The sequence below is a fragment of the Streptomyces sp. NPDC005483 genome (genome assembly GCF_040606035.1).
Taxonomy (GTDB): Bacteria; Actinomycetota; Actinomycetes; order Streptomycetales; family Streptomycetaceae; genus Streptomyces.
Window position 1 is genome coordinate 94,464 of sequence record NZ_JBEXEA010000012.1, and the last position, 17,872, is coordinate 112,335.

Genomic DNA, 17,872 nt, shown 5'->3' on the forward strand with positions numbered 1-17,872 from the left:
CCTCCCCGCCCCGTTCCCGCCAGTCAAGACACACGAGCGGGGGCCGGGGTTGCCCCGGGAGACCTCTTCGGCCGTCCTCGGCCTCCCTCGGCCTCCCTTGATCGTCCCTGGTTGAGGCACACTGGACGTTTGGCCCGTGCGGAAGGATGCATGTACGTGAACGGTCCTCTCATCGTCCAGTCCGACAAGACCCTGCTGCTCGAGGTCGACCACGAGCAGGCCGACGAGTGCCGTCGGGCCATCGCGCCGTTCGCCGAACTGGAGCGGGCGCCCGAGCACATCCACACCTACCGGCTGACACCGCTGGGCCTGTGGAACGCGCGGGCCGCCGGGCACGACGCCGAGCAGGTGGTCGACGCGCTGGTGCAGTACAGCCGGTATCCGGTGCCGCACGCCCTGCTCGTCGATGTCGCCGAGACGATGGACCGGTACGGGCGGCTCACGCTCAGCAAGCACCCCGTCCACGGGCTCGTGCTCACCACCACCGACCGGCCGGTCCTCGAGGAGATCCTGCGCTCGAAGCGGATCATCCCGCTGGTCGGGGCGCGGCTCGATCCGGACACCGTGGCCGTGCACCCCTCCGAGCGCGGGCAGATCAAGCAGACGCTGCTGAAGCTGGGCTGGCCCGCCGAGGACCTGGCCGGGTACGTGGACGGCGAGGCGCATCCGATCGAGCTGGCCGAGGACGGGTGGGCGCTCAGGCCCTACCAGAAGCAGGCCGTGGAGAACTTCTGGCACGGCGGCAGCGGGGTCGTGGTGCTGCCCTGCGGCGCAGGGAAGACCCTGGTCGGCGCCGGGTCCATGGCGCAGGCCAAGGCGACCACGCTCATCCTCGTCACCAACACCGTCTCGGCCCGGCAGTGGAAGCACGAGCTGGTGAAGCGGACCTCGCTGACGGAGGAGGAGATCGGCGAGTACAGCGGGACGCGGAAGGAGATCCGGCCCGTCACCATCGCCACCTACCAGGTGCTGACGACCCGGCGGAAGGGCGTCTACCCGCACCTGGAGCTCTTCGACTCACGGGACTGGGGGCTCATCGTCTACGACGAGGTGCACCTGCTTCCGGCGCCCGTCTTCAAGTTCACCGCCGACCTCCAGGCCCGGCGCCGACTCGGGCTGACGGCGACCCTGGTCCGGGAGGACGGGCGGGAGTCAGACGTCTTCTCGCTGATCGGGCCCAAGCGGTTCGACGCGCCGTGGAAGGAGATCGAGGCGCAGGGCTACATCGCGCCGGCCGACTGTGTCGAGGTACGGGTGAACCTGACCGACTCCGAGCGGCTCGCCTACGCCACGGCCGAGCAGGAGGAGAAGTACCGCTTCTGTGCCACGACCGCGACGAAGCGGAAGGTCACGGAGGCGCTCGTCAAGCGCTTCGCGGGGCAGCAGATCCTGGTGATCGGCCAGTACATCGACCAGCTCGACGAACTCGGTGAGCACCTGAACGCCCCCGTCATCAAGGGCGAGACCTCCAACGCCCAGCGGGAGAAGCTCTTCGACGCCTTCCGGGAGGGCGAGATCAGCGTGCTCGTGGTGTCGAAGGTGGCGAACTTCTCCATCGACCTGCCGGAGGCGACGGTCGCCATCCAGGTCTCGGGCACCTTCGGCTCCCGCCAGGAGGAGGCCCAGCGGCTCGGGCGGGTCCTGCGCCCGAAGGCGGACGGTCACCAGGCCCACTTCTACTCCGTGGTCGCCCGGGACACCATCGACCAGGACTTCGCCGCGCACCGCCAGCGCTTCCTGGCGGAACAGGGGTACGCCTACCGGATCGTGGACGCGGACGAGCTGCTGGCGGACGGGGCCTGATCCGTCGCCCCGTGCTCAGCGGCGGCGGACGCCGGCCTCCTCGCCGTACTCGCCGAGTATGACGACGTCGAAGGCGGCGCCGGCGAAGACGCGGACCGCGCGGAGGGCGTTGCCCAGGCGGTGGGGGCTGTGGGTACCTGAGAGGGGAGTCGCCCCGGACGGGCGACCGGGTGCTGGGGTGAAGGTCGCTGCGCTCATGCCTCCATAGTGGCTTTCGAGGCATAAGGAGGGCATCGGTCCCAGGTAGCCACTTCTTGTGCTACCTGGGTACACCCTGGGGGTGGAGCCTCCCCTAGCGGGTGGAGGGGTGACCCCCTAGGGGACGCGGGGCGCGAGGAGTCGGAGGGGCGGAGGGGGCGGAGGGGGCGGAAAAACGGTTGGCGCCCTGCCGAGGCCCTGCTCTAGGATCTCCGCTCCTGCCCGCCTCCCTCCCGGAGTGCCGCCGCCCGGACGGAAACCGGTCGGCACCTCGCTGCCACCCACCCGGCAGCCACCACCCCGCAGCACCTTCGGAGGCACCCCCTTGTCTGCCCTGCCCGCCCCCATCGACGACCCCCTCGCCCGCGAACGCTCCCACCTCGCCGGTTCCCGCGCCGCACTGCGCGCGATGCGTGAGGACGTCGAGTCGCTGGACATCAAGGACGTCACCGCGAACTGGGTCAACGCCGAGGTCCTGGCCCGCCAGATCGACGAGCGCATCAAGGCGCTGGCGGACCTCAGCGACACCCCGCTGTTCTTCGGCCGCCTCGACTACCTGCACTCCCCCGGCGCCGACCGGGCCGAGGGCGCGGAGGGAGAGCGCTTCTACATCGGGCGCCGGCACGTCCACGACCACGACGGCGACCCGATGGTGATCGACTGGCGGGCGCCGGTCTCGCAGCCGTTCTACCGGGCGTCCAAGAAGGACCCGATGGACGTCGGGCTGCGCCGCCGTTTCGGGTACACCCGCGGGGACATCACGGCCTACGAGGACGAGCACCTCTCCGACCCGACAGAGCCGTCTGCGGCCACCAGCAAGTTGCTCCAGCAGGAGATCGAGCGCCCGCGCGTCGGCCCGATGCGCGACATCGTGGCGACGATCCAGCCCGAGCAGGACGAGATCGTACGGTCCGGGCTCGGCGGCACGGTCTGCGTGCAGGGAGGCCCCGGCACCGGGAAGACCGCCGTGGGCCTGCACCGGGTCGCGTACCTCCTCTACGCCCACCGGGAGCGGCTCGCCCGCACCGGGACGCTGGTCATCGGACCGAACCGGTCCTTCCTGCACTACATCGAGCAGGTGCTGCCCGCGCTGGGCGAGTTGACGGTGAAGCAGGCCACCGTCGACGACCTGGTGGCCGCGGGCCTGGAGGTGCGCGGCACCGACGAGGCACCCGCCGCCGTCCTCAAGGGCGACGCGAGGATGGCGGAGGTGCTCAGGCGGGCCGTCTACTCCCACGTGACCATGCCCGCCGAGCCGGTGATGGTCGTCCGCGGGTCACGCAGGTGGCGGGTCCCGGCGTACGAGGTCGAGGAGATCGTCAGGGAGTTGCTCGACCGGGGTATCCGCTACGGCGCCGCCCGCGAGGCGCTCCCGCAGCGCATCGCGCACGCCGTGCTGGTGCAGATGGAGCGGTCCGGGGAGGCTCCGGACGACCGGGTGCAGGACGCGGTGGCCCGCAACCCGGCGGTGAGGGCGGCGGTGAAGGCGATCTGGCCGCCGGTGGATCCGGCGAAACTGGTGCTCCGTCTGCTGACGGACGCGGACTTCCTCGCCGAACACGCGGAGGGGATCCTCGACGAGGACGAGCAGAAGACGATCCTGTGGGCGAAGCCGGTGCGGTCGGTGAAGTCGGCCAAGTGGTCTTCCGCGGACGCGGTGTTGATCGACGAGGCGACGGACCTCGTGGAGCGCACGCACTCGCTCGGGCATGTGGTGCTCGACGAGGCGCAGGACCTGTCCCCCATGCAGTACCGCGCGGTCGGCCGCCGCTGCTCGACCGGTTCGGCGACCGTGCTCGGCGACCTCGCGCAGGGCACCACGCCGTGGGCGACGCGGAGTTGGGACGAGGCGCTGGTCCACCTCGGCAAGTCCGACGGGGTGATCGAGGAGCTGACGGCCGGTTTCCGTGTGCCGACGGACGTCATCACCTACGCCTCCCGGCTCCTGCCGCACATCGCGCCGGGCCTGACGCCGGTCGCGTCGGTCCGTGAGAACCCGGGGTTCTTCGACCTGCGCCAGACCTCGGGCGAGACCTCCGGTACGGCCGAAGTGGTCGCCGCCTGCGAGGAGTTGCTGCGCAACGAGGGCTCGACCGGCCTGATCGCGGCGGACGCGCGGGTACCGGCCCTCGCGGAGGCGCTGACGGCGGCAGGGATCCCGTATCTCGCCCCGGGTGAGGAGACCACGGCCGAGGCCCGGCTGACCCTGGTCCCGGCGTCCCTCGCCAAGGGTCTCGAGTACGACTACGTCGTCCTGGACGAGCCCCAGGCGGTGGTGGACGGCGAACCGGACGAACGGACCGGGCTGCGCCGGCTGTACGTGGCCCTGACCCGAGCGGTGTCGGGCCTGATCGTGACGCACGCGGCACCGCTGCCCGCGGCGCTCGCCGAGTAAGGTGCTGCTCCGTTCCGACATGTCCCCCCGGAGAGGCCCCCGTTGAGCACGCCGCCGCCCTCGCACCCCGCGTACCAGCCGACTTCGGGGTCCTACCCTCCGCCTTCGGGGCCGTATCAGCAGACTCCGGCTCCGGGCCCGTACCAGTACCAGCCGGCTCCCGGGCCGTACTCGCAGGCTTCGGGCCCCTACCCGCCGACTGCCGCCTGCCAGATCTGTGGAGCGGCCCCCGCCGCCCCGGTGACGGTCCGGGGCCATCAGGGGATGCTGGTGATCATGCGGTTTCTGCGGCGGGAGGGCGTGTTCTGCCGCACCTGTGCGCTGGCGAGCTTCCGGGACATGCAGGCGGACACGATGGTGCTGGGCTGGTGGGGGCCGCTGTCGGTGCTGATCACGCCCTTCACCCTGCTGACCAACCTCGGCGCGCTGTCCGGCATCAAGCGCATTCCCGAGCCGGTCGCGCCGGGGTTCCGGCCGCCGCTGGACCCCGGCAAGCCGGTGTTCAAGCGGCCGGCGGGCATCCTGGCGCTGATGCCGGTGGGACTGCTGGGCCTGGCGGTGTTCGCGTTCACCGCGCTTCTTGTCATCGGGCTGATCGTCGGACCAGGGGACGACAGTGCCGGCGCCGGTGCCCGCGATGCCGACACCCCGACCCTGACGTCCGGTTCCTGCGCCCGCAACGACGCCACCTGGCCGGAACAGGAACTCAGGCCCGAGGCCTGTGACTCCTCCGTCGCGCAGTACCGCGTCTACGAGCCGGCCGTGTCGTGCGAGTCCGGCGACTACTACGCCTACCTCGAGTACAGCGAGGACGGCAACACGGCCCTGTGCCTGCGGCCGCTGAAGGGCTAGTCGCGCACCTCGTCGACCACCCGCCGCCACTCCCGCACGGCCTCCGCCGACACCGGCGACTCCCACCCGTCCGGCCTCGCCGCCCCGCCGATGTGGAAGGCGTCGATCCCGGCCGCCCGGAGCCCCGGTACGTGCTCCAGCCGCAGGCCGCCACCCACCAGGAGCTGCTGCTCGTACCCCGGCTCCCCCACCCGCGCCGCCTCCGCGAGCAGCACGGGAAGCCCCTCGTCGACCCCGGCCGCCGAGCCCGCCGTGAGGTAGGTGTCCAGCCCCGGAAGATCGGCCAGCTGCTTGCGCAGGGCGTCCCGGTCGGCGGCGTGGTCGATCGCCCGGTGGAAGGTCCAGCGGCAGCCGTCCAGCGCCGCCACCACCCGCTCCACGGCCCCCAGATCCACCTCACCGCCCGCGTCCAGGAACCCCAGCACGAACTCGTCGGCCCCGGCGGCCCGCAGCTCCCGGGCCGCACGGGCCACCTGCGCGACCTCGCCCGCGGCGAACCCGTCCGACAACCGCAGCATCACCCGCACGGAGATGTCCACGGCGGCCCGGATCGCGGTGACCGTGGCGACCGTCGGCGTCAGACCGTCCGCCGCCATGTCGGTCACCAGTTCCAGCCGGTCCGCGCCTCCGGCCTGGGCGGCGATCGCGTCCTCGGTGTCGAGGGCGATCACCTCCAGGACTGCACGCTTGCTCATGGGACCCCATTCGTCGACGGTCTCGGGCGGCTACAGGTCTAGTCCAATTCAAGAATACGCCGCCGCGGGGTCGGCCTCACCGGCGCGTCTCAGCCGAAGATGTTCAGCTCCTTGGCCTCCACCCCCGCGAGCTCGTACGCCCGCCCCAGGGGGTGGCACGCGGGACAATGAGGCCATGGCCGATCTCGACGACCTCCGCGACCGTTTCGCCCGTGCACTGGAGGGCGCCCGCCCGGGGACGGACGGCCCCGACCCGGCGCCGTACGCCGACAGCCTCCTCGTCCGCTGGCAGGAGCCGCAGCGGCGGTACCACACCGTCCACCACCTGACGGCGGTCCTCGACCACATCGACGTCCTGGAGGAGTACGCGCACGCCCCGCACCTGGTCCGGCTCGCGGCCTGGTTCCACGACGCGGTCTACCTCCCGGACCGCTCGGAGAACGAGGAACGCTCCGCCCGTCTGGCCGAACGCGCCCTCGCCGAAGCCGGAGTCCCGGCGGCCGCGACGGCCGAGGTCGCCCGCCTGGTCCGGCTCACCACCACCCACGACCCCGCCGACGACGACCGCGACGGCCAGGTCCTGTGCGACGCCGATCTCGCGATCCTCGCGGCCCCGCCCTCCGCGTACGCCGCCTACACGGCCGCCGTCCGCGAGGAGTACGGCTTCGTCCCGAGCGACGCCTTCCGCGAGGGCCGGTCCGCGATCCTGCGCCAACTGCTCGATCTGCCCCGGCTGTTCAGGACGCCGTACGGGGAGCGGGAGTGGGAGGCCACGGCCCGTTACAACCTCACCTCGGAGCTGGAAATGCTGTCGCTCTGAAGCCCCCGGCGCCATAGCCTGCCCGCATGGCTGACATGGGCGAAGACCTGGGCGCGGAACGGCTGACGGAGGCCGTCGCGGACGCGGTGGCGGCGCTGCGGACGGCGGTGGACCGGGACTGGGCCGGGGTGCCGGCCGGCCGGGTGGAGTGGAGCTGTCTGAAGACGGCCGAGCACATCGCGGGCGATCTGATCGCGTATGCCGGGCAGTTGGCGGGCCGGGCACAGGAGAAGTGGGTCCCCTTCGAGATCTTCCTGGAGGACGACACGGACGCCGAGGGCGCCCTCCAGGTCATCGAGACGGCCGGCACGCTGCTCGCGGCGACGCTCCGCACCACCCCGCGCGAGGTCCGCGCCTACCACCCGTATCCCTTCCGCAGCGCGAACCGCGTGGGCTTCGCCGCGATGGGCGTCGCCGAGGTGCTGCTGCACACGTACGACATCGCGGACGGCCTGGACCTGGCGTACGAACCGCCCGCCCGGCTCCCCGAGTACGTACTGACCCGGATCTTCCCCGACGTCCAGCCGGGCCCCGACCCCTGGCGCACCCTCCTGTGGGCCACCGGCCGCGGTGACCTGCCCGGCCGCGCGCCGCGCACCGGGTGGCGCTGGAGCAACAACCTCGTCCTGCCCACCGAGCGCCTGACCCTCCAGGGCGTCACGCCCGCGTCCGCCGCCGAACTGGCCGCGGGCGGCGACGGCGACTTCGAGTGGGTCGAGGACGGCCCCTTCGAGGGCACCCGCGAGGCCGCCGGCATGACCATCAAGGCATACGAGGCCGGGGTGCACCGCCCGGAGTTCGGCCTCTTCGTCCTGGTACGGCGGGAGGACGGCCGTGCGATCGGCGGCATGGGTTTCCACGGCGCCCCCGACGAGGACGGCCGCGCGGAGGTCGGCTACGACCTCGCCGAGAGCGCCCGCGGCCAGGGCTACGCCACGGAGGCCCTGCGCGCACTGAGCGACTGGGCGCTGGCCCGCGACGACGTGCGCGGCCTCTGCGCCACCATCGAGCCCGACAACGCCGCCTCCCAACGCGTGGTCGCGCGGGCCGGGTTCGCGCGGGCGACCGTGGAGGAGGAGCACGCGTACGGGGAGGCGGAACCGGGGCTGTGGATGTACGTCCTTCCCGGCCGAACCGGTTAGCGGTCAGCGGCCCTTGGGTCGCCGCAACCCCGCCCCCGTGAGCAGCCGCACGACCTCCCGGCTGCTCACCTCCACCGCGCCCGCCGCGACCACGTCGGCGTACCGGTGCGAGGGAATGTCGTAGTGGTCCCGCTCGAAGGCCCGCGGGGGCACCCCCAGCTCCTGGGCGAACGCGTGCAGTTCGTCGAAGGAGACGTCGCTGATCAGGTGGGACCACATGCGGCCGTGGCCCGGCCAGGTGGGTGGGTCGATGTAGACGGTCACGAGGAGAAGTCCCCGCCCATCGCGTTCCCGAGCGAGCCGATCGGCGCGACCTTCACGCCCGCCTGGTGGCACACCCAGTGCGGATCGGGGCCCAGCTCGGGCTCGACCTCCAGCGCGTGCGGGTCACCGGAGCCGCACACCGGGCACAGGGGCCAGCGGCCGTAACGCTCGAGGAGGGCGTCCTGGACGTCCTGGGCGATCAGGCCCGCCACGAACTCCGCGCCCTCGGGCCACTGCTCCACCCACCAGCGCCGCTGTACGACGGAATCCTCGACCATCGACACCACGTCCGCGGCGGCGACCTGGCTCGCGGCCAGGTCGGTGAGTACGAGGGCGCGTGCCGTGTGCAGGGACTGCTCAAGTGGACCGATGGACTCCATGGAGCCATTGTGCGGGCACTTGACCACGAACCGAGCCGAAAATATCTTTCATTCGTGCCCCAGGAAGTGAAGGAAATTTTCGGCAGCGCTCTCGCCGCGAAGGTGCGCACGCTGGGTCCGTCCATGACGCGCTCCATGCACCGGGTCGCCGAGGCCGTGGCCGCCGACCCCGCGGGGTGCGCGGCGCTCACCGTCACGGGCCTCGCCGAACTGACCGGGACGAGCGAGGCGACGGTCGTGCGGACGGCCCGGCTGCTGGGGTACCCCGGATACCGCGACCTGCGGCTCGCCCTCGCCGGGCTGGCCGCGCAGCAGCAGTCCGGGCGGGCGCCGGCGATCACCACGGACATCGCGGTGGACGATCCGATCGCGGACGTGGTCGCCAAGCTCGCCTACGACGAGCAGCAGACCCTCGCGGACACGGCGGCCGGGCTGGACACCGTGCAGCTGGGGGCGGCGGTCGCCGCGACGGCCTCGGCACGGCGGATCGACGTGTACGGGGTGGGGGCCTCCGGTCTCGTCGCGCAGGACCTCACGCAGAAGCTGCTGCGGATAGGGCTGATAGCGCAGGCGCACAGCGATCCGCACCTGGCCGTGACGAACGCGGTGCAGCTGCGGGCCGGGGACGTGGCGATCGCGATCACGCACTCGGGTGCGACCGGTGACGTCATCGAGCCGTTGCGGGTCGCGTTCGAGCACGGGGCCACCACGGTGGCCATCACCGGACGGCCGAACGGGCCGGTGACGCAGTACGCCGACCAGGTGCTGACGACGTCCACGGCCCGGGAGAGCGAGCTGCGGCCCGCGGCGATGTCGTCGCGGACCAGCCAGCTGCTGGTGGTGGACTGTCTGTTCGTGGGGGTGGCGCAACGGACGTACGAGACGGCGGCGCCCGCGCTGGCCGCGTCCTACGAGGCGCTGGCGCATCGGCACCGCAGGTAGGGACGAGACACCCGGTAGAGACGAGTCACCCGGTAGACGTCGGTCACGAAGAAAGAGCCACTCCTCCATGACCTCCTCCTCCGACCCCCGTGATCTGCAAGCCCAGTTGGAGACGCTGACCACCGAGGCGTTCCGGCCCGAGCTCGCCGACATCGACCGGTTGCCGACCCTCGACATCGCCCGGCTGATGAACGGCGAGGACGCCTCCGTGCCCGCCGCGGTGTCCCGGCAGCTGCCGCGCATCGCCGCCGCCATCGACGCGATCGCCGAGCGGATGGCCCGGGGCGGCCGGCTGATCTACGCCGGTGCCGGGACCGCCGGACGCCTCGGTGTGCTGGACGCCTCCGAGTGCCCGCCGACCTTCAACACGGACCCGGCGCAGGTCGTGGGCCTGATCGCGGGCGGCCCGGAAGCCCTGGTCACGTCCGTCGAGGGGGCCGAGGACTCCGCGGAGCTGGCGCGGGCCGACCTGGACGGGCTCGCGGTGACGGACGTGGACACGGTGGTCGGGGTGTCCGCGTCCGGTCGTACCCCTTACGCCGTCGGCGCGGTGGAACACGCCCGCGCGCAAGGGGCGTTGACCGTGGGCCTGTCCTGCAACGCCGACAGCGCGCTCGCCGCGGCCGCCGACCACGGCATCGAGGTCGTGGTGGGCCCCGAACTGCTCACCGGCTCCACCCGCCTCAAGGCCGGGACCGCCCAGAAGCTCGTCCTCAACATGCTGTCGACGATCACGATGATCCGCCTCGGCAAGACCTACGGAAACCTGATGGTCGACGTCCGCGCCTCCAACGAGAAGCTGCGCGCCCGTTCCCGCCGTATCGTCGCCCTCGCCACCGGCGCCGGTGAGGAGGAGGTCGAGGGGGCCCTGGCCGCCACGGACGGCGAGGTGAAGAACGCCATCCTGACCATCCTGGCCGACGTGGACGGCCCCACGGCGGCGCGTCTCCTGGAGGAGTCCGACGGCCATCTGCGCGCGGCACTGGCGGCGGCCACCCGCTAGCAGGCTCAGCTGCGGACGAGCACCGCGTGGGTGACGTTCGGCGAGCTGACCAGCTCGGACACCCGGTAGCCGGCGATCCCGTCGCCCAGGTCGTCGAGCAGCCGCTCCCCGCGTCCGATGAGGAGCGGCGCGATCGCCAGGTGGACCTCGTCGATCAGCCCGGCGCGCAGATACTGCCGGATGACCGCCGCCCCGCCGCCGATCCGCACGTCCTTGCCGTCTGCGGCGTCGAAGGCGCGCCGGAGCACCGCCTCCGGCTGCTCGTCCGTGAAGTGGAAGGTGGTTCCGCCGGCCATCTCCAGTGCCGGGCGCAGGTGGTGGGTGTGGACGAAGACGTCGTGGTGGTAGGGCGGGTTCTCACCCCACCAGCCCTGCCAGGACTCGTCCTCCCAGGGCCCGCGCTGCGGGCCGAACATGTTCCGCCCCATGATCGTGGCGCCGATGTTCTGGTCCCCGCGGACGAAATAGTCGACGTCGATCCCGGACTTCCCCGCGGCCGCCTCCTCCGACGCGGACATGAACCAGCGGTGCAGGTCGTCGCCCCAGCCGACGCCGTCGCCGAAGGGGGTGTCCAGTCGCTGGTTCGGACCGGCCATGAAGCCGTCGAGGGAGATCGTCACGTTGTGTACACGGACCTTCGGCATGGTCTTGGCCTCTCGCGTGGTGTCGTGCGGTGTCGTGCTCTCACCTCTGCGTCGTTCAGAGCGTGCCTGGATCGACATCGGCGCGCACCTTTTTCCAGACGAGGCTGTAGCGCCAGAAGAGCCGGTGCCTGACACGGGCGCCGGGGAGGATGCGGCGGGCTTCGCAGACGAACGCGGTGTAGGGGACGTCGGCCGGGCGGGTCGGGGCGGTCATCGCGACGGGGGGATGTGGTGGCGTACGTCCCCTGTTCTTGACCCACCCGGCGACCAGGTTGAGTGGGACGGACGCGAGGCCGAGGAGTGTCTGGACGTGGGTGTCCTCCTCCGTCAGGCCGACGACGACCAGGATTCCGCCGGGGGCCAGTTGTTCTCGGAAACGGCTGAGGGTCTCGGTCAGGGGCAGGTGGTGGAGTACGGCGACACAGGTGATGACGTCGTAACGGCCCCCCTCGTCGTACGACAGCGCGTCCGCGGCGGAGAAGTCGACGGGGAGCCCGGAACGGGTCGACTCCCTCGCCTCGCCGATGATCCGCTCGTCGCTGTCGATGCCGTGGACCTGCCTCGCGCGCGTGGCCAGCAGCCGGGCGAGGTCCCCGGAACCGCAGCCGACGTCGAGGGCACGGTCTAAGCGGGCGGGCAACTGGCGCATGATCCACGGGTGGAAGTGGGCGTTGTGGCTCCACGGGTGGGCGTCGTTGAAGCGGGCGAGGGCGTCCAGGAGAGGCATGGGCCCATTTCAACAGGGCATCCGCCCTTCCCTGTTGGCCTTGCGTACCCTCGCCCGCAACACCTCACCCTGCGGCGCGGGCCCGGTGGACTCCGGTGGGCAGTCCCACTCCCGGCCGCCCCCGAGGGGCCTGAGCTGCACCCTCCCGGCCAGGTGCCCCCTCACCTCCCCCACGCGCCCGTCCCGTACGTCCACGACATACGCCCCGACCGGCGGCCGCTCCCCGCGCAGGACCGAGGCCAGCCGCTCAGCCGTGCGTACGTTGCACCGCCCGAGGTCGACCAGCGGGAACGGCTCGTCACCGGCGCCCGTGAGGGGGTCGACGGCGAGGGACGGCAGCACGACGCCGACGCCGGTGAGTGCCTCTCGCAGAGACTCCAGGACTTCTTGGGTGGACCGCACGCTTCCTCCATCGGCACGCTGGGTTGGTGATTCACAACACAGCGTGTCGGTTACGGATCTAACCTGGCCAGACAGGGCGACCCAACAACTGCGGCTGGTGGATCGGGAGTCACGCATGGCAGGACCGAAGGATCTGGACCCGTCGTCGTCACCGAGGGCACTGCTGGGCGCGGAGCTGCGGCACGCGCGGGAGAAGGCGGGGCTCAGCCAGGAGGAGCTGGGGCAACGGCTGTTCGTGAGCGGGTCGTTCGTGGGGCAGTTGGAGGCGGGTACGCGGAGGATGCAGCGGGATGTCGCACGGCTGCTGGACGAGGTACTGGGGACCGACGGGTTCTTCCAGCGGAACTGCGCGGCGGCGGCCAAGTCCAGGTACCCGGAGCACTTCTCGGAGGTGGCCGAGGCTGAGGCCCAGGCCACGGTGATCAGGGAGTACACGCCACTCCTGATCCCCGGACTGCTGCAGACGCCCGCGTACGCACGAGCCGTGAACTGTGCGTACGACCCCACAGCACCGAAGGAAACCATTGACGAGTGGGTGAACGGCCGGTTGGAGCGAACCCGCTTGCTCGACCATCCAACAAAGCCGTTGTTGTGGGCAGTGCTTGACGAGGCCGCCTTGCGTCGGGAGACCGGTGGCCGGACGGTGATGGCCGAGGCTCTGCGCCACCTCGCCGCCCTGGCGCGCCGGAGCCGGGTCATGATGCAGGTGCTGTCGCTCAGCGCGGGAGCACACGCGGCGATGCAAGGCGCCATGAAACTGATGGAGTTCGAAGACGCCCCTCCGCTGGTCTACTACGAGGGAGTACGCACCGGACGGATGGAGGACGACCCGGCTACCGTCGCCCAGCTGAGGTTCACGTTCGATCTCCTCGTGGCCTCCGCGCTCTCACCGGAGAACTCCCTGGCCCTGATCGAGGCGTTGGCGCAGGATTACGCCCATGAGAAACAACCCTGAGACCTGGCACAAGTCGACGTACAGCGGCGGTGGCGGCGACAACTGCCTCGAAGTGGCCCTCGGCCACCCCACCGCCGTTCCCGTCCGCGACTCCAAGAACCCCCACGGCCCGAAGCTCATGCTCCGGCCGGAGGCGTGGTCGGCGTTCGTGGAGGCCACCGCCCGCGACCACTGGACCGGGTAACGGCCCGCGCTGTTGGACAACCCCCCTCCCCCAAGAGGTCAGGATCTGACCTACATGCCTCCTAACGTGTGACTTGTCGACGGAACAGCAATCCACGGAGGGCCACACCATGACCACCGCCACGAAGACCACCCTGCCCACCGGCGAGCGCGCCGACCTGCTGGAGGCGCTGGCCAAGCAGCGGCACTTCCTGCGCTTCACCACCCGTGACCTCACCGACGAGCAGGCCGGGCAGCGGACCACCGTCAGCGAACTGTGTCTCGGCGGCCTGATCAAGCACGTCACGTCGGTGGAACGCAACTGGGTGGGCTTCATCGAGAAGGGCCCGTCGTCGATGGGCGACTTCACCGCCATGACCGAGGACGACTGGGCCCGGCGGGCCGACGAGTTCCGGATGCTGCCCGGCGAGACCCTGGCCGGCGTGCTGGCCGACTACGCGGAGACGGCCGACCGGACGGACGAACTGGTCGCCACCCTGCCCGACCTGGACGCCGCCCATCCGCTGCCCAAGGCCCCGTGGTTCGAGGCCGAGGCTCAGTGGTCGGCCCGCAGGGTGCTGCTGCACATCGTCGCCGAGACCGCCCAGCACGCCGGCCACGCCGACATCATCCGCGAGTCCCTGGACGGCGCCAAGAGCATGGGCTGACCGCCCCCGAAGCTCAAGCGTCCAGCTCCGAGACCCCTTTTCAAGGAATGGATGGCGGGCCTCAACCCACCCACCCTCCCCGCGAGTTGACGCGAAGCGACCGGTTTGCCACGCACAGTCACGATCGTCTACCGTGCCCGCAGAACGAACAGCCCCCGCCAGGTGCTACCAACACCTGCGGGGGCTTGACCTGCAAGATCGAATGAGAGTCGATCCCGTGGCTGACGCCGAGTTTAGTGCTCCCTTCCTGCCCGCGCATCCCATGGCGAACCCGGGATACGGCAAACGCAGCGCCCCCGACCAACACCCCCGCACCGCGCACGACTTCGCCGACCTCCCACCCCGCGAAGCCGCCATCGCCGCGTACGTCGACCGCCTCCCGGACGGCGCCGACATCTCCGTAAAGACGCTGGCCAAGACGCTGCCGTATGGACAGTGCGCTCTCCGCACCGCCCTCAACCGCCTCCAACAGGCAGGCCACTTGCGCCGGGGGCGCGAACGCCTGGAGTCCGATACCGGAAGTACCCGCTGGATCACCCGATCGTGGTTCTCCCGTACCGCACGCAATGACGACTGGTGGGCCGCCTTCACGCGGGGTGACGTACCGCAGGAAGCACCGGACCGCCCGCCCACCCGATCCCGCGCCCACATCCTCCTCGCCGCGCTGGGCCGCGAGACCCCTCCTCTGTCCCTCTCCGCCGCCGACTGCGCGGCCCTCGCCCCGCTGGTGGCGGAGTGGTTCGCGCGGGGAGCCGCCGAGGACGTCGTACGGCACGCCCTGACCAGCGGTCTGCCGACCCCCGTCCACCACCCGGCCGCCCTGCTCCGCCGCCGCCTGACCGACAAGCTCCCCCCCGAGCTCCCGCGTCCCCAAGCGCCCCGCCGGATCCTGGAGTGCGCGGAGTGTGGAGTACCAGGGCGTCCGGAGGCCCTGCCAGGGGGCGTCTGCGGAGGTTGCCGGGACGCACACGCCCCCGCGCGCCCCACCGCACTCCTGCCCGCCCCCGAGATCCACGCCCGCGTGGACGAGATCCGGGCTGCGATGTCCCGGAGACGAGAAGAGAGCATGCGCACATGACGAAGTGCACACCCTCTGCTCAGTCCCTGCTGTCAGCGCACACACTTGCAGGTGTGTACAGTTTTCGCGTGGACACGTATCCCCTCGTAGAGGCTCGCAACCAGCTCGGTCAACTGGTCGGCCGTGTCCGGCACGGCCAAGAACAGATCCTGATCACCGAGTACGGCAAGCCCGCCGCTGCGCTCATCCCGATAAGCGAGCTCGAAGAGCTTCAGCGGCTGCGGGACGAGGCTGACATCGCTGAAGCGCGCGCTCGTCAGGCAGCTCCGACCGGCCCCTCGATGTCCCACGACGAGTTCATGGCACAGCTGGAGGAAGAAGACACTTAAGAGGCCGCTTCGTGACCCACACAGTGGTGTGGGAGAACGCCGCCATGAACGAGTTCCGGCGTCTGCGCGTCATCGACCCCGTCGGCGCCAAGGCAACGGCCGTGGCAGTACGCGCACTCGCCGACGAGCCCACCCCGGAGGCTGCCCGCCCTCTGGGCACCTCCGGCTTCTACCGCCTGCACGTGGGAACGTGGCGCGTGCTGTACCAGCCGGACGGCGAGACCATCACCATCCATGTGCTGAAGGTCGGCCGCAGCACCTAACCCGGGCCCCAGCAAGAACCGGAGCCACCCCATGAACCACGCCCAGCTCACCGCCCTAGGCCGTGCCCTCCGCGTGCTCGGCGAGCACGGTGACTCGCTCACCGCCGACGCGCCGGACGCCAAGCTGCACGAGGTCAGGACCGACCTGAAGCGTGCGCTGGACCTGCTGGAGGACAGCGTCACCACCGCCGCCCCCACCACCCGCTGCGCCGAACACCCGAACGGCCCGGTCGACGAGAACGCCCCCGACCTGTGCCTGCTGTGCGAGACCCGGCGCAGGGCGGCCCGCCGCGCCGAGATCAACGGCCCCTCCGCGCGCCCCCGCTCGACCGAACCCGCCCCCTCCCGGTACGGGGTGCGCGAGGACCGTCCGCAGCCCCAGCAGCGGTGGCTGCCGGAGCAGTGGACCGGCCAGGAGTGGCAGCTGTGCGGGACGCCGAGGCGGGACCGGCACGAGGCCGAGCTGTACATCGCCGCCCAGCGCCGTGCGCCGCGCGCCGCGATGGCGTACCGGCTCGTCCACGAGTTCACCGACTACGAGGTGCTGCGGGTGTGGGGCACCCCGGTGCGGGTGGACATCGAGCCGCTCGGCAACCTCTAGAAGCGCCGCCTACTTCAGCAGGGGCAGCGCCGGGAATTCGTACCCCTCCCACAGCCGCCGCGAGACCTCCTCCGGGTACGGCCGTACCTCCGCCGCCACCGCCCCGTCCAGCACCCGCGTCAGGCGGCCCTCGGCGTCGTACGCCGGCCACCCCGGGTCCCCGGTCCGCGCGAACCCCGTCCACGCCGACTGGAAGAGCGCGGTCAGCGCCCTGGCCTCGTCGGGCACGCCGGTCCCCGCGAACAGCAGAGCCCCGAGGTCGGCGTCGTAGGTGCCGAACAGCAGCGGGATGTCCAGGCCGTGGCACGCGCCGAGCGCGCCGCCGAGGCCCGGGGCGGGCCAGGTCAGTTCGTAGAGGTGGGCCCGGCCGCCGCCCGCGACCTGCGCTTCCGCCAGCCGCTGGGACGGCATGTTGAACAGCCAGTCGGTCTGCACGCGTTCGTAGAGTTCGGTCGGCGTGGCGTCGGGGAATGCCTCGCGGTAGGCGCGTTCACCGTCCGGGCCCGGTGCGAACATCCGCAGGGCCGCGGCCGTCTGCTCCTCGGTGATCCTGCCGAGCTGATCACCCAGGGCGAGGAAGAGGCGGTACTCGTCCCGGTTGTGCCCGGCGAGCAGTTCCACGTCCCGCCCGGCGCCCGCCGCCAGCGCCTCCCAGGGCGTGCACGGCAGTACCTCGCCGTCGACGACCGGCGAGAAGGGGGTGACGGTGGGCGCCACCTGCCCCCACCGGTCGTCGTACTCACGCATGCGCAGGCTCAACCGCTCGCCGACCGCCGGGAGTTCACGCGGGTCCACGGCGGACAGCGCGGCGGCTGTCGGGGCGAGCCCCGCCTCCTTGCCGATCTCCACCGCTATGTCCCGGGCCAGTTCGGCGGAGAAGTACGTGCCGGGCACGCTCTGCGCGACGGCCCGCCCGAACAGGCCCCGCGCGCTCTCCATCGCCAGCAGCGAGGCGACCGATCCCGCGCCCGCCGACTCCCCGAACACCGTGACCTGCCCGGGGTCCCCGCCGAACGCCGTGATGTTGTCCCGGACCCACTCCAGCGCCGCGACCTGGTCGAGCAGGCCCCGGTTCGCGGGCGCCCCCTCCAGCAGGGCGAACCCCTCGATGCCGACGCGGTAGTTGAGGGTCACGACGACGACGTCACCGGCGCGCGCGAGGTGCTGGGCGTCGTAGCCGGGGCTGCCGGTGTGGCCCAGTTTGTAGGCGCCGCCGTAGATCCACACCATGACGGGGCGGCGGGCCGCCGGGTCCGTGCCGGGGGTCCAGACGTTGACCGTCAGCCAGTCGTCGCCGGTGGGCGTCTCCACCACACCCGCGCGCCCCTGGAAGCCGGCCTCCTGCGGGGGCGGGGGCCCGAAGGCGTACGCCTCCCGGGTCCCCTCCCAGCTCCTGACGGGCCGCGGTGCCTGGAACCGCGCCTCGCCGACCGGCGGTTCGGCGAACGGTATCCCCCGGAAGACCACCAGTCCGTCCTCGGCCCGCCCGCGCACGGCACCGGCCGCGGTACGCACTTCGAGACCCTCGGCTGACGTCATCGGTCGAACT

22 protein-coding genes are annotated in these 17,872 nt (G+C 71.6%); 14 read left to right on the forward strand and 8 right to left on the reverse strand.

What is annotated here, in order from left to right:
- Positions 1 to 156: 156 nt before the first annotated feature.
- Complete coding sequence (locus tag ABZT06_RS23580) at positions 157 to 1,803, forward strand: DNA repair helicase XPB (RefSeq protein WP_355744124.1); 1,647 nt, start codon at positions 157 to 159, stop codon at positions 1,801 to 1,803.
- 15 nt (positions 1,804 to 1,818) lie between these two features.
- Here the strand turns inward: ABZT06_RS23580 and ABZT06_RS23585 are convergent, their stop codons facing one another.
- Complete coding sequence (locus ABZT06_RS23585) at positions 1,819 to 2,001, reverse strand: hypothetical protein (protein WP_355744127.1); 183 nt, start codon at positions 1,999 to 2,001, stop codon at positions 1,819 to 1,821.
- Positions 2,002 to 2,410: 409 nt separating this feature from the next.
- Here ABZT06_RS23585 and ABZT06_RS23590 point away from each other — a divergent pair, with 409 nt between their 5' ends.
- Entirely contained in the window at positions 2,411 to 4,396 is a 1,986-nt protein-coding gene (locus ABZT06_RS23590) for a UvrD-helicase domain-containing protein (protein ID WP_355744635.1), read from the forward strand.
- A 276-nt stretch (positions 4,397 to 4,672) separates the two neighbouring features.
- Positions 4,673 to 5,248 carry a hypothetical protein gene (locus ABZT06_RS23595; RefSeq protein WP_355744130.1) on the forward strand — a complete coding sequence of 192 codons (576 nt, stop codon included), beginning with the start codon at positions 4,673 to 4,675 and terminating at the stop codon, positions 5,246 to 5,248.
- Here ABZT06_RS23595 and ABZT06_RS23600 read toward each other — a convergent pair.
- Positions 5,245 to 5,943 carry a copper homeostasis protein CutC gene (locus ABZT06_RS23600; RefSeq protein ID WP_355744132.1) on the reverse strand — a complete coding sequence of 233 codons (699 nt, stop codon included), beginning with the start codon at positions 5,941 to 5,943 and terminating at the stop codon, positions 5,245 to 5,247. The two genes, ABZT06_RS23595 and ABZT06_RS23600, sit on opposite strands and share 4 nt — an antisense overlap.
- A 175-nt stretch (positions 5,944 to 6,118) precedes the next feature.
- On the opposite strand from ABZT06_RS23600, the gene ABZT06_RS23605 reads away from it, so the two are divergent.
- Both ABZT06_RS23605 and ABZT06_RS23610 read left to right on the forward strand, forming a co-directional pair.
- A complete protein-coding gene (locus tag ABZT06_RS23605) occupies positions 6,119 to 6,763 on the forward strand; it encodes a hypothetical protein (protein WP_355744135.1) in 645 nt (214 codons plus the stop codon).
- 35 nt (positions 6,764 to 6,798) lie between these two features.
- Positions 6,799 to 7,905: a GNAT family N-acetyltransferase gene (locus ABZT06_RS23610; RefSeq protein WP_355744638.1), complete on the forward strand. Its 1,107-nt coding sequence runs from the start codon at positions 6,799 to 6,801 to the stop codon at positions 7,903 to 7,905.
- Between the two features lie 3 nt (positions 7,906 to 7,908).
- On the opposite strand, the gene ABZT06_RS23615 is transcribed toward ABZT06_RS23610, so the two are convergent.
- Complete coding sequence (locus tag ABZT06_RS23615) at positions 7,909 to 8,169, reverse strand: DUF4031 domain-containing protein (protein WP_355744138.1); 261 nt, start codon at positions 8,167 to 8,169, stop codon at positions 7,909 to 7,911.
- Positions 8,166 to 8,549, reverse strand: coding sequence for a hypothetical protein (locus tag ABZT06_RS23620; RefSeq protein WP_355744140.1), 384 nt, complete (start codon positions 8,547 to 8,549; stop codon positions 8,166 to 8,168). The genes ABZT06_RS23615 and ABZT06_RS23620 overlap by 4 nt, the downstream gene beginning before the upstream one ends.
- Positions 8,550 to 8,603: 54 nt before the next feature.
- On the opposite strand from ABZT06_RS23620, the gene ABZT06_RS23625 reads away from it, so the two are divergent.
- Together ABZT06_RS23625 and murQ are read left to right on the forward strand one after the other, a co-directional pair.
- On the forward strand, positions 8,604 to 9,491 hold the full coding sequence (locus tag ABZT06_RS23625) for a MurR/RpiR family transcriptional regulator (protein WP_355744143.1): 888 nt from the start codon (positions 8,604 to 8,606) through the stop codon (positions 9,489 to 9,491).
- Between the two features lie 67 nt (positions 9,492 to 9,558).
- Positions 9,559 to 10,494, forward strand: coding sequence for an N-acetylmuramic acid 6-phosphate etherase (gene murQ, locus ABZT06_RS23630; protein ID WP_355744146.1), 936 nt, complete (start codon positions 9,559 to 9,561; stop codon positions 10,492 to 10,494).
- A gap of 5 nt (positions 10,495 to 10,499) precedes the next feature.
- Here murQ and ABZT06_RS23635 read toward each other — a convergent pair whose 3' ends face one another.
- Genes ABZT06_RS23635 through ABZT06_RS23645 form a run of 3 tightly spaced genes read right to left on the reverse strand, consistent with a single transcriptional unit; the run spans position 10,500 to position 12,267 of the window.
- Positions 10,500 to 11,138 (reverse strand): dihydrofolate reductase family protein, encoded by a 639-nt coding sequence (locus ABZT06_RS23635; RefSeq protein WP_355744148.1) that lies wholly within the window; start codon positions 11,136 to 11,138, stop codon positions 10,500 to 10,502.
- A 55-nt stretch (positions 11,139 to 11,193) separates the two neighbouring features.
- Complete coding sequence (locus ABZT06_RS23640) at positions 11,194 to 11,865, reverse strand: class I SAM-dependent methyltransferase (RefSeq protein WP_355744151.1); 672 nt, start codon at positions 11,863 to 11,865, stop codon at positions 11,194 to 11,196.
- Positions 11,866 to 11,874: 9 nt separating this feature from the next.
- Positions 11,875 to 12,267, reverse strand: a complete 393-nt coding sequence (locus ABZT06_RS23645; protein WP_355744154.1) for a hypothetical protein — start codon at positions 12,265 to 12,267, stop codon at positions 11,875 to 11,877.
- A gap of 115 nt (positions 12,268 to 12,382) precedes the next feature.
- Here ABZT06_RS23645 and ABZT06_RS23650 point away from each other — a divergent pair, with 115 nt between their 5' ends.
- The 7 genes from ABZT06_RS23650 to ABZT06_RS23680 all read left to right on the forward strand — a co-directional run bounded on the left by ABZT06_RS23650 (position 12,383) and on the right by ABZT06_RS23680 (position 16,323).
- Positions 12,383 to 13,222 (forward strand): helix-turn-helix transcriptional regulator, encoded by an 840-nt coding sequence (locus tag ABZT06_RS23650; protein ID WP_355744157.1) that lies wholly within the window; start codon positions 12,383 to 12,385, stop codon positions 13,220 to 13,222.
- A complete protein-coding gene (locus ABZT06_RS23655) occupies positions 13,206 to 13,406 on the forward strand; it encodes a DUF397 domain-containing protein (protein ID WP_355744160.1) in 201 nt (66 codons plus the stop codon). Before ABZT06_RS23650 ends, ABZT06_RS23655 begins: the two co-directional genes overlap by 17 nt.
- A gap of 109 nt (positions 13,407 to 13,515) precedes the next feature.
- Positions 13,516 to 14,052, forward strand: coding sequence for a DinB family protein (locus tag ABZT06_RS23660; RefSeq protein WP_355744163.1), 537 nt, complete (start codon positions 13,516 to 13,518; stop codon positions 14,050 to 14,052).
- A 262-nt stretch (positions 14,053 to 14,314) separates the two neighbouring features.
- Positions 14,315 to 15,130, forward strand: a complete 816-nt coding sequence (locus ABZT06_RS23665) for a hypothetical protein (RefSeq protein WP_355744641.1) — start codon at positions 14,315 to 14,317, stop codon at positions 15,128 to 15,130.
- Positions 15,131 to 15,198: 68 nt separating this feature from the next.
- Positions 15,199 to 15,459, forward strand: a complete 261-nt coding sequence (locus tag ABZT06_RS23670) for a type II toxin-antitoxin system Phd/YefM family antitoxin (RefSeq protein WP_355744166.1) — start codon at positions 15,199 to 15,201, stop codon at positions 15,457 to 15,459.
- An 11-nt stretch (positions 15,460 to 15,470) separates the two neighbouring features.
- Complete coding sequence (locus tag ABZT06_RS23675) at positions 15,471 to 15,722, forward strand: type II toxin-antitoxin system RelE/ParE family toxin (protein WP_355744169.1); 252 nt, start codon at positions 15,471 to 15,473, stop codon at positions 15,720 to 15,722.
- Between the two features lie 31 nt (positions 15,723 to 15,753).
- Positions 15,754 to 16,323, forward strand: coding sequence for a hypothetical protein (locus tag ABZT06_RS23680; RefSeq protein WP_355744172.1), 570 nt, complete (start codon positions 15,754 to 15,756; stop codon positions 16,321 to 16,323).
- A 9-nt stretch (positions 16,324 to 16,332) separates the two neighbouring features.
- On the opposite strand, the gene ABZT06_RS23685 is transcribed toward ABZT06_RS23680, so the two are convergent.
- A complete protein-coding gene (locus ABZT06_RS23685) occupies positions 16,333 to 17,862 on the reverse strand; it encodes a carboxylesterase family protein (protein WP_355744175.1) in 1,530 nt (509 codons plus the stop codon).
- Positions 17,863 to 17,872 lie beyond the last annotated feature (10 nt).